5 protein-coding genes are annotated in these 9,123 nt (G+C 42.6%); 2 read left to right on the top strand and 3 right to left on the bottom strand.

What is annotated here, in order from left to right; translation table 11 throughout:
* Window positions 1-17 precede the first annotated feature (17 nt).
* The gene (locus ACFE93_RS32950; protein ID WP_375480056.1) at window positions 18-3,032 is read right to left on the bottom strand and encodes an AAA family ATPase; all 3,015 of its coding nucleotides are present in this window, start codon (window positions 3,030-3,032) and stop codon (window positions 18-20) included.
* 288 nt (window positions 3,033-3,320) lie between these two features.
* A complete protein-coding gene (gene dnaA / locus ACFE93_RS32945; protein WP_375480054.1) occupies window positions 3,321-4,703 on the bottom strand; it encodes a chromosomal replication initiator protein DnaA in 1,383 nt (460 codons plus the stop codon).
* 306 nt (window positions 4,704-5,009) lie between these two features.
* Between dnaA and ACFE93_RS32940 the strand changes: the two genes are divergently transcribed.
* Together ACFE93_RS32940 and def are read left to right on the top strand one after the other, a co-directional pair.
* A complete protein-coding gene (locus tag ACFE93_RS32940) occupies window positions 5,010-6,248 on the top strand; it encodes an HhoA/HhoB/HtrA family serine endopeptidase (protein ID WP_375480052.1) in 1,239 nt (412 codons plus the stop codon).
* A 215-nt stretch (window positions 6,249-6,463) separates the two neighbouring features.
* On the top strand, window positions 6,464-6,994 hold the full coding sequence (gene def, locus ACFE93_RS32935; protein WP_375480050.1) for a peptide deformylase: 531 nt from the start codon (window positions 6,464-6,466) through the stop codon (window positions 6,992-6,994).
* A 64-nt stretch (window positions 6,995-7,058) separates the two neighbouring features.
* Here the strand turns inward: def and ACFE93_RS32930 are convergent, their stop codons facing one another.
* Window positions 7,059-8,750 (bottom strand): NAD-binding protein, encoded by a 1,692-nt coding sequence (locus ACFE93_RS32930; RefSeq protein WP_375480048.1) that lies wholly within the window; start codon window positions 8,748-8,750, stop codon window positions 7,059-7,061.
* Window positions 8,751-9,123: the final 373 nt, after the last annotated feature.

The raw sequence follows: 9,123 nt of genomic DNA, 5'->3' as shown, positions 1-9,123 counted from the left end.
TCAAGAATCTCAGCAAATCACAGCATTTTTCTCTCACCAGAGACATAAAAGAGCGTTAGATAAGGTTCTGCTATGGCTGAGTTTTCAATTGCCCGATTATACTCAGAAAATAAATAACATAGGAAAAGTTTGTAAAAGTATACCAGAAAGATTGCGGTTACATCATTTGCTGCTTTATGTTGTGGCAGTTCATTCTCCTGATTGTAGAATTCACCAACTAGATGGTAGGGGTTAGTTGAGCATCCCATCAAATTTGCGATTGTTTGATGGTGTATTCTACTCCAGGTTAATACGGCTTCCTGCTTGATCTGACGGATTACCTCAGCGTATGTCGTTATCTCGCGTTCAACCTCCACGAGTTCCTTTCCGGTAAAGTACAAGTTAACGTAGTAAATATGAGCGCAATAGGCGGCAAACTCTAAATCTCCAGTTTCTAAGCCGCTTTGATAGCCTTCTAGTAATGGCTGTAATGTTTCTCTAATATGTTCTTTCCAGTGAATGATGAAGTGATTTACGGTCAGCAAAGTCTTGGCTTTGAGTGCATCGGTATTCGGCTGCGACAACAACTTTAGAGCCAGCTGTCCAAACTGGTATCCGGTGTCTATGTTGCCAAATATTCCGCAAAGAGCAAATCCATAGGAAGCATACGCAAAGGGTGACACAAACGAATTACCATATTGGATTGACAAATCGACCTGCTTCAATGCGAGTAAAGGTACTAAATCAGAAGCAGCATTTCGCGCAGCAAGCGTTATCTTTGATAAAATTCGCATTGCTGCTAACTTGTCTGGCTGGGTCATTTGGGGCAAATAGATTAAGTCCTCGATTGGTTTCTCACTGAGGCGGGACGTGATTGTATTTAGTTCAATCTGAATATCTATCTGACTTGGTTTTTCGGGAAAATTAATTCCTAGTTGCTGCAAAACTTGCAATGCTGTATCGATCGCTTTCAAGGGCTGGTTCTGCGCGATGTTAGTTTGAATTTTGACTTCGTAAACTTTTACGGTGTCAAGCATCGTTCTAGCTTCTTTTAGAACGATTGCTGCCCAGGACTCCACCTGCTCAAAATCCCCGCACAAATACGCAACTTCTGTTGTTTCTAAATACAACTCTAAGCTCAGGCCATAGTTTGTTTGCCAACTAGATGCTGCCAGCCATGCTCTGCCCGTGGCTAAATATTTTTTCGCTATACTGTAGGCGATCGCAGCTTTGGCTTTTTGACCTGCGATTAAGTTTAATCGAGCAATTTTATGACGTTCCGATTGGTTGGTGACAAGCTCAATCCCCTGATTCAAATGATCTGCGGTCTCAAATAATCGCTCTGATACTCGCTCTGGTGCAGTGTTTTCGAGGAGATTTCGCCCGATTTGTAAGTGAACCACTTGTTTGTGCGACTCATCAATTAAAGCATAGGCAGCTTGCTGCACGCGATCGTGCAGGAATTTATAATCCTGCACCAATTGTTCATCTAATTCAGAGATCGGCACAATTAAACCTGACTGAACGACTGCCACTAGCTCCAAGAAAATATCGTTCGCTGAACGTTCACAGATAATAGAGAGAGTGCTTAAGTCAAACTCAGCCCCGACACAAGCTGCCAATTGTAAGATATGCTGTGTTGCTGGCGGCAGCTTTTTCAGTTTTCTCAGCATCAGCTCCACAATATTATCCGTAATGTTTTCGCCTTCGATCTGAGCGATATTCCATCGCCAACTCAGATGCTCAACGTCAAAGCTCAACAGATTCTCTGCATATAGCGTTTTCAGAAACTCATTGGCGAAGAAGGGATTCCCATTTGTTTTTCGCAGCACTAATTCTGCCAGTGGGCTGACAGTATTGATGTCACTGTGCAATGTGTGAGCAATTAGTTGGGCGATCGCCTTCAGCCCTAGCGGCGCTAATGTAATTTGACTGACGGTTGCTCCCTCTTTTCGGAGTTCTTCCAGCGCCATCACCAATGGGTGAGATGGATCTACCTCGTTATCTCGATAAGCCCCAATCAGAAACAGGTATTGCATCTGTGCATCTGCGATCATCAACTCAATTAACTTGAGTGTTGCCGAGTCTACCCACTGAAGATCGTCCACAAAGATGACTAAGGGATGTGACTCTGAACAAAACACCCGAATGAAGCTCTGAAAAACACGATTAAAACGGTTCTGAGCTTCTATTGCGCCAACTTCTGGGACGGTTGGTTGCTTGCCAATCAGTAACTCCACTTCTGGGATTGCATCAACGACGAGTTGTCCGTTGCTTCCCAATGCTGAAAGCAGGCGCGATCGCCACTGTTGCACCTGGACATCTGGTTCACTCAGTAATTGCTGCACCAACTTTTGCAGAGCATTTGCGATCGCGCTGTAGGGAATATTGCGCCCAAATTGATCGAACTTACCCCAGATAAAATAGCCGTGCTTTGCTGCGATCGGCTTGTAGAGTTTTTGTACTAATGCTGATTTACCAATCCCAGCATAGCCGGTCACTAGTATCATTTCGACTCTAACTTGAGAATTTTCCGCATTCCCGATTCCTGCGACTCTATCAAACGCCGCCAATAGTGCTGCAATTTCTGCTTCTCGTCCATATAGTTTTTGCGGAATTTGAAACCGATCGCAAACGTCTTGCAGTCCCAGTTGAATGCGATCGATTTGACCTGTTTGTGTGAACTGATGCAGACAAATTTCTAAATCTGCTTTGATGCCCCAAGCACTTTGATAGCGATCTTCGGCATTTTTCGCCATCAGTTTCAAAACAATATCTGAAACAGATTTGGGGAGCGTGATATTCAGTTCGTGAGGCAAAACAGGCGGTTTGGCAAGATGACAATGAACGAGTTCCAGAATGTCTGTGGTGACAAACGGCAACTGTCCAATGAGTAGCTCATAAAACGTTACACCGAGCGAGTAAAAATCGGTACGGTAATCTACCAAACGGTTCATCCGTCCAGTTTGCTCTGGAGATAAGTAGGCGAAGGTTCCTTCTAACCCATGAGGACTTCTGAAGGTTGGATTAGTGCGACTAAAGCGGGTGGCAATCCCAAAATCAATTTTTTGATCGTTTATTTCTTGAAAATTCCTAAGTTAACTACCTGTGGAAAACTTGTGGAAAAACTTATGTACTTTTCCATAAAGTAATTATACTTAATTAACTTTTGTCAGCAAAATCTCAAGTTTTTCAAAGATTTTTCCACAAAAAGTTAGATTTTTCCACAATCTAAGTTAGATTTAATCAAATTTTATGCGTTACTTAATATTTTCGACTAATTATTCAGCCGTCAAGGCTAACGATCGCACTGCTGGTTGTGGAAAACTTAAAAGACATCTTCAGGATGGTTTTTGAGAACGGCTGTTCATATTGATGCGATCGCTCAATTCACGTAGAGTTTGTACTAAGGTGCGATCGCTCTCTTGAAGTTGGGTAATTTTATCGCAACTATAGATTACCGTTGTATGGTCTTTACCACCAAACTCCTCGCCAATTCTCGGCAAACTCAAGGCCGTGTGTTGGCGCATGAGATACATTCCTAATTGACGCGCCCAGCTAATCTCTCTTCGTCGTGAGTTACCTTTAAGGTCGTCTATTGAAACATCAAAATTATCCGCCACCACCTTTAAAATTGCTTCTGGGGTAGCTGCCATTTTTTCGTTAGGCGGTTCTAAAACTGGTGTAATATTTTCTACCGTCATCGGTAAGCCCCAAATAGAAATATAAGCCACTGCCCGAATTAAAGCTCCTTCTAATTCTCGAATATTAGAAGTATAGTTAGAAGCAATATACTCAATCACATCGCGGGGAAGATTAATATTTTCATCCTCAGCCTTTTTCTGCAAAATTGCCATTCTCGTTTCTAAATCCGGTTTTTGGATATCGGCAATTAAGCCCATAGAAAACCGAGAACAAAGACGTTCTTGCAAGCTAGGAATTTGGTTAGGCGGACGGTCGGAAGCAATGACAACTTGTTTACCAGCTTCATGTAAAGTATTAAAAGTATAAAAAAATTCTTCTTGGGTATATTCCTTCCCTTCCAGAAACTGAATATCATCAACTAATAAAACATCAGCAGCTCGGTAATGTTCTCGAAAACTTTGCATACTATCCTTACGGATGGCTGTAATTAAATCATTCGTAAACTGCTCCGTAGAAACATAAAATATTTTACAATTAGGAAAAATTGCATAGCGATAATGACCAATAGCTTGCATCAGATGAGTTTTACCTAAACCTACACCACCGCATAAAAATAAAGGATTAAACTCTTTACCTGGAGATTCTGCAACTGCCAAAGAAGCAGCGTGAGCCATGCGATTGTTAGCACCAACTACAAATCGCGAAAAGACATATTTAGAGTTTAATTCAGTAGTTTTATGATTGTGATTAGCAACAGCTTCAGAAATACTGCTGGAATTTGGTGATTCCCAAGCAACCTCTCGTTCACTAAAATGAGAAACTTGATCACCTTGAGCAACCGTAATGTAAATTCCCACAGGATGACCGAGAATATCTTGTACTACATGAGCAATGGTATTGATGTAATACTTCTGTAACCAATTACGAGCAAATGGGTTAGGAGTGCGGATAACCAAGCAATTATTTTCTAATCGCTCCGCACTAGCAGTTTTGATCCAAGTTTCAAAGGTAGGCCGCGATAGTTCAAGCTTTAGGCGCTCTAGTACCTGACTCCACAGACTTTCTATGGGAATTTCCATTATCCACCACCTTTGCTGCTAATCGTCACAATAGAAGAGAAAGCACTAATTTAGCATTGAGACACGCTAGACCTAAAATAAGCTTTTAAGTTGTAATCATTTTGGGACATACCCAGTAGGCAAGATCCTAACACCCACTGACCAAAACGAGTGCTGAGTGCTGAGTACTGAGTGCTGAGTAAAGCAAAAATTTATCAGAGCTTTAGTACTCAGTATATGCCTCGTCCCTTATTATGAGCGGTCTTTTAACTCAGCACTCGGCACTTTTAACCCAGCACTCTCATTGACACGGAGAAGCAACGACACATGAAGATAACAAACCATCACTCAGCGCCCAAAAAGATTGAAACCAGGGGCCATAGGTTGTGGATGCTCTCATACGGGGTAGCAGTGATGTTCCTGGGGAGCTGCTCTCTTCTACCTGCTAAGACCGTTGATACTCAGCAAGGCGATACTCAAGCCCAAAAAACAACAGAACCTAATTCGGTAATTGTCCCCCCGCCAATTTTTTCTTCGTCTGGAGATCCTAATTTTGTGGTAAAAGTAGTGCAACAGGTGGGGCCTGCGGTAGTTCGCATTGATTCTTCCCGAACAATCACTTCTCGCGTACCAGACGAATTTAACAACGATCCATTTTTCCGGCGGTTTTTTGGAGAGGGAACCCCACAGCCTAGACAACGCGTAGAACGCGGTAGTGGCTCTGGATTTATTATTAATTCTTCTGGTCGAATTGTTACCAATGCCCATGTGGTAGATGGTGCTGATAGAGTGACTGTTATACTCAAAGATGGCCGGACTTTTGATGGGAAAGTTTTGGGTGAAGACCCAGTAACGGATGTAGCAACGATCAAAATTAATGCCAACAATCTGCCAACTCTATCTGTGGGTAACTCCGATGCCTTACAACCAGGAGAGGCTGTAATTGCCATTGGTAATCCATTAGGCTTGAATAATACCGTGACTTCTGGAATTATTAGTGCTACAGGGCGTTCTAGTAGCGATATCGGTGCTAGTGACAAGCGGGTTGATTACATCCAAACGGATGCTGCGATTAACCCTGGTAATTCCGGTGGCCCATTGCTCAATGCTCGCGGTCAAGTGATTGCGATGAATACAGCAATTATCCAAGGCGCTCAAGGTTTGGGATTTGCTATACCCATTAACACCGTGCAAAGGATTGCTCAAGAATTAATTTCTAAAGGCAAGGTGGATCATCCTTATTTGGGTGTGCAGATGGTGACATTGACACCAGAAAATAAAGAAAGAATTAAAAATGTCGCAGGCGATCGCTTAAATATTACAGCAGATGACGGTGTTTTGCTGGTTGAGATTGTGCCGCGATCGCCTGCATCTGTAGCTGGTTTACGAGTTGGTGATGTGATTAAAAGCATTAATAACCAGCCTGTTACTAAAATTGAAGAAGTACAAAAGCTAGTAGAACAGAGCAAAATCGGTACTAATTTACCAATAGAAGTGGAACGCAATGGGCAAACTGTCCAAGTAGGAGTCCAACCTGCTCCTTTGCCCGTTAGACGTGAAGGATGATGTTTGTCATTTGTCATTTGTCATTGGTCATTGGTCATTTGTCATTTGTCATTTGAAAAACAACTGATACCAATTCTCTAAAATAAAGCGACAGATTTAAGCAGGGATTGCCTTGCTGCATCTAAATTTCCAATTGCGAATTGCGAATTGCGAATTGGTATGACATACTCCACTTTCCCAATGCCCAATGCCCCATTACCTAAAGGAGTTTTATCATGACTGAATTAGCCCCAATAATTCAATTAGGCAATCCAACATTGCGCCAGAAAGCTGCTTGGGTTGAAAATATTCAAGATGAGCAAATCCAAAAATTAATTGAAGACTTAATCGCCACTGTTGCCAAGGCTAACGGTGTGGGAATCGCTGCACCTCAAGTAGCACAATCCTATCGTTTGTTTATTGTGGCTTCCCGTCCTAATGCCAGGTATCCCAACGCCCCGGAAATGGAACCTACTGCGATGATTAATCCCAAAATCATTGCTCATTCAACTGAAGTTGTCAAAGATTGGGAAGGTTGTTTAAGTGTTCCAGGAATTAGGGGGTTAGTTCCTCGATATCAAACTATTGAAGTGGAATACACTGACTCTCAAGGCAACTTACAAAAGCAAAAATTAACCGATTTTATCGCTCGGATTTTTCAACACGAATATGACCATCTCGACGGTATTGTATTTGTCGATCGCCTAGAGAATACTCTCGATATGATTACTGAGCAAGAATATCAACAACGAATAGTTAACAAATAAATGGCAGTGGGAAGTGGAGAGTAGTATATTAATTACGAATTACGAATTACGAATTACGAATTATTTAAGCGTGTGATTCACAAACTTGCTCGCCCCGCCATAATTGATATAGCCGCGTTGTTGGCATCGTCATATATAAAACATCGCCGACACTGAGTTTAGTTTCTAATAAATCCCACCCATGAAGGCTTTGGTGGTTTGTTTCTACGTACAAAGGTACACAATCAGTGGACATGGCTACATCTTTTACCCACTGACCGCAAAAGGCATGTGAAGTTGTAATCACAGTTGCAAAAGCTACCCAAAGACTATCTGCTGTAATGCCATTGCCGAGGATGCGTCCCCCTAGTGCAGCAGCAGCAAAAGCTGGGGCTGCCAGTTCAGCCGGACTCAGTACGGCCTCGAAGCCAAATAGCTGTTGCGCTATGCCAGCAAAATCAGGATCGGCATAATTAACAATCACTGGAATGCTGGGTGTTAAACCTTTGGCTTTGAGGGCAATTTCCAGATTGGTAGCATCATTGTTAGTAACAGCAAGCACTGCGGCAGCAGACTCTATATTGCTGGCTTTGAGTATTGTGCGAAAGCTGGCATCACCCTGAATGACGGGTATACCTAGTTCGCGGGCAGTATTAATATATTTGTTGTTGGAGTCGGGTTCAACTACTACAACTTCATATCCGCTGGCGTGGAGTTGCTGGACAATTCTCACCCCAATACCACTCAAGCCACAGACAATGTAGTGATATCGCTGGGGAATTCGGGCTGCATCCCAAAATTGCTTAAAGCGGCTTCCCAAGACAAAATCGGTGAGCATTGCATACCAAATACCAATCACCACTGCTCCAATCAGCATCATCACAACGGTAAATAACTTAATACTGTTAGGAGCATTTTCTACTACTTTGTCATTACCACCCGCTCCAGTAATCATGCCTACAGAAAAATATAGAGCATCGACAGGAGACAAACTCAACTCAGCCGACATATAGGTGAATGTAGCAATCAGAATGACCGCCAATAGTACAATAGCACCCACCAGTACCGATCGGCCGTGTTGCTGAAACAGCCTCAGATTAGTTAGGACTTTCAGCAGTTTTTTAATCAACGATCTCCGAGGAGAACGGTTGCGGGGTTGTGTACCAATAATTAAGCGATCGCCAACTCTGATCTCTTGTCCAGATATGACAGCTGACACCAAATCCATCTCACCTTTGACTGGCAAGTAATAAATTAACATCCGCGATCGGTCTTCCCACAATTCACTCAGCTTTCGACCCTTCCAGAAGTGGTTTTCATCAATGTATTCTTCGTGAATCGGCCAAGTTTGCTCAAATAATTTGATTTGTCCAATCGCTCGGTTTCCCAGCGCTGCAAAGGTGAATACGGGTGCTGCTAATCCCACAACACTCATACTCAAATGGTCTGGCAAACTTTGATCTAGGCGCTCTCCTAAGTTTGTATTATAAAAACGGTTGATAATCCGAATCTGGGGATTCAGCACCCGCGCTTGCATCATAATAGACAAATTCAGAGCATCTTTAGATCCAGCGATTACTAAAGTGTCTGCCTGTTGAATTCCTGCTGCTGTCAGGGTAGAAGCTGCTTGTAAATCTCCAACAATCACATCTGGTGCTGTTTCGCCAGGGATAGATTGGTGATGAATGCCAACAACGAAGGCTCCCTGCTGTCTCAGCAACCGAAAGGTTTTATATCCGGTAAGTCCTAAGCCACAAACAATAATTCTGGGTTTCATGAAACGGCAGCATCTTTTATAGGTACGGCTGCATTTCTAGTTAGTTATTAATAATCTTGCCCACTTTCCTGAAATATTACTGTAGCTGATAACACGATTGTTTCAATTGCAGGGAGGGGATAGGAAATAGAAGCACGAAGTAGAAAGAGGATTATAAATTTGATGATTGAGGGTAAAAGGTTTTATAGCACTTCTCGTGTTGAGTTTAATAGAGACCTAACAAGAACAGTCCCTTCCCTGCAACGAAAGGTGAGTAAGATTTCATTCCTCTCTCCTTTTAAGCTAAGGTGTACACACAAGTATTTTGACCTGCAATGCGATTGTATCGGCTGACAATGCGATTGTATCGACTGACAATGCGATTGTATCGACT

Source organism: uncultured Nostoc sp. (genome assembly GCF_964247315.1).
Classification (GTDB): domain Bacteria; phylum Cyanobacteriota; class Cyanobacteriia; order Cyanobacteriales; family Nostocaceae; genus Nostoc.
Note: the sequence above shows the minus strand (reverse complement) of the source record. Positions and strands in the feature narration are given on the sequence as shown.